This window comes from Actinotalea sp., assembly GCF_035443605.1.
Taxonomy (GTDB): domain Bacteria; phylum Actinomycetota; class Actinomycetes; order Actinomycetales; family Cellulomonadaceae; genus Actinotalea.
This window is the reverse complement of the sequence record NZ_DAORSQ010000151.1, coordinates 1-1,951: the sequence shown is the minus strand read 5'-3', so window position 1 is coordinate 1,951 and position 1,951 is coordinate 1. Positions and strand designations below refer to the sequence as shown.

Genomic DNA, 1,951 nt, shown 5'->3' with positions numbered 1-1,951 from the left:
CCGTATCGAGAGGTGGACCCGTGGACGAGGCCCCCGCCGCCCGGCGCCAGGGGCACGCCGTCCTGGCCAGCACCGACCGCGCCGACTACGCCTCGCTGCGGCGCCGCGCGGTGAGCCGGACGGAGCGCTACCGGACCGGCCGGGCCCTGCGCGACGCCGTGCCGCGCTCGGCCCTGGGCGACTGGCCGTCGCCGTCGGGCGATCGGGACCCGATCGCCCGGATCATCGCGAGCCATGAGGGCCGGGTCGAGCGGCTCGTGCCGGTGCGCGTGGGGCGGATGGCCGCGTCACCGCACGGGTTCCTGCGCGGCTCTGCGGTCGTCATGGCCCACGACGTCGCCGCGCTGCCGGCCACCGGCATCACGCCCGTGGTCTGCGGCGACTCCCACCTGGGCAACTTCGGCTTCTACGCCTCGCCCGAGCGCGACCTCGTCATCGACCTCAACGACTTCGACGAGGCGCACCCGGGCGCGTGGGAGTGGGACCTGCGCCGGCTCGTGGCCAGCATCTGGGTGGCGGGCCGGCAGAACGGGTCGACGGAGGACGCGTGCGCCGACGCCGTGCTCGCGTGCAGCGCCGCGTACCGCGCGGAGATCGCGTACCTGGCCGACCAGCCGCTGCTCGCGCGGTCCTTCGAGCGGCTCGACGTCGACCGGATCGGGGAGCACTCCACCGACGCCGCGCTGGCGGCGGAGATCGAGCGCGCGGTGCGCCGAGCACGCAAGGGCACCAGCGACCGCGTGCTCCCGCGGTTCACCACGGAGCGCGAGGGGCGCCGCCGGATCGTCGAGGAGCCGCCGCTGCTCACCCGGCTGCCCGAGCCCGAGGCCGCGCTGGTCGCCGAGGGTCTGGACGCGTACCTGCACACGCTCGCCCCGCACTGGCAGCGCGTGCTGGGTGGCTACACGCTGGTGGACGTCGCGCACAAGGTCGTCGGCGTCGGCTCGGTGGGGCTGCGTGCCTACGTCGCCCTGCTCGAGGGCTCCAGCCCGGACGACGTCGTCTTCCTCCAGCTCAAGCAGGCACGACGCTCGGTGCTCGCCCCGTACGTGCACGGCGACAACGCGTGGCACACCCACCAGGGCCAGCGCGTCGTGGAGTACCAGCAGGCGCTGCAGACGGTCAGCGACCCGCTGCTGGGCTGGACCACGGTCGACGGCCGCCAGTACTACGTGCGCCAGTTCCGCAACATGAAGGGCACCGTCGCGCTCGACGCGATCGACGCGGCGGCGCTCGCGGACTACGCGGGGATCGTCGGCCACCTCCTGGCCAAGGGGCACGCGCGGACCAGCGGCGCCTCGATGATCTCCGGGTACGCGGGCCGCTCCGACCGGCTCGACCAGGCGATGGGTCGGTTCGCACGGGCCTACGCCGACCAGACGGAGGCCGATCACGCCGCGCTGGTCCGGGCGGTGCAGACCGGACGGCTGCCGATCGAGCGCGGGGTGTGACGGGCGGTCCGGCCGGCCGGGCCTGCGCGTAGGCTGGCGGGAACCGACGGAGGACCGACGATGGCCTTGGCCCTGGTGGTGACGCACGTGCTGCGCCCCGGTCACGAGCAGGAGTTCGACGCGCTGGTGGCCCGCACCCTGGCGGACATCCGCGTGCTGGAGCCCGGCACGCTCGTCTACATCTCGCACGCCGTCGACGGGGACCCGCTGCAGCGCGTGTTCTACGAGCTGTACCGCGACCGTGCCGCGTTCGAGGCCCACGAGGAGCACGTCCACGTCCGGGCGTTCCTCGAGGAACGGGCGGAGCACGTGGCCTCGGTCGAGGTCACCTTCCTCGACGCCGTCGCCGCCCACGCCGCGCCGACGTCGATCCCCTGACGGGCCCGGTCCGGACCGCCCCCGTCGTCGCGCCCGATCGCGCCGTTCTCGCCCAGCCGCTCCCGAGACTGCGAGAGGGTGTCGGGATGCAGAACCGCGCCCTCGTCGAGGCCCCTGAGCTC

Annotated in this window: 2 protein-coding genes; both read left to right on the top strand. The window is 74.6% G+C overall.

The genetic code is table 11. The annotated features are described in order from the left end of the window. The first annotated feature begins 20 nt into the window (after positions 1-20). Positions 21-1,451 carry a DUF2252 domain-containing protein gene (locus PKY62_RS12260; protein ID WP_324537364.1) on the top strand — a complete coding sequence of 477 codons (1,431 nt, stop codon included), beginning with the start codon at positions 21-23 and terminating at the stop codon, positions 1,449-1,451. Between the two features lie 60 nt (positions 1,452-1,511). Continuing rightward, positions 1,512-1,829: a putative quinol monooxygenase gene (locus tag PKY62_RS12255; RefSeq protein ID WP_324537362.1), complete on the top strand. Its 318-nt coding sequence runs from the start codon at positions 1,512-1,514 to the stop codon at positions 1,827-1,829. The last annotated feature ends 122 nt before the right edge of the window (positions 1,830-1,951 follow it).

Excerpts from the sequence above, each read along its gene's own strand:
- PKY62_RS12255 (WP_324537362.1), top strand. The coding sequence starts at position 1,512 with ATGGCCTTGGCCCTGGTGGTGACGCACGTGCTGCGCCCCGGTCACGAG.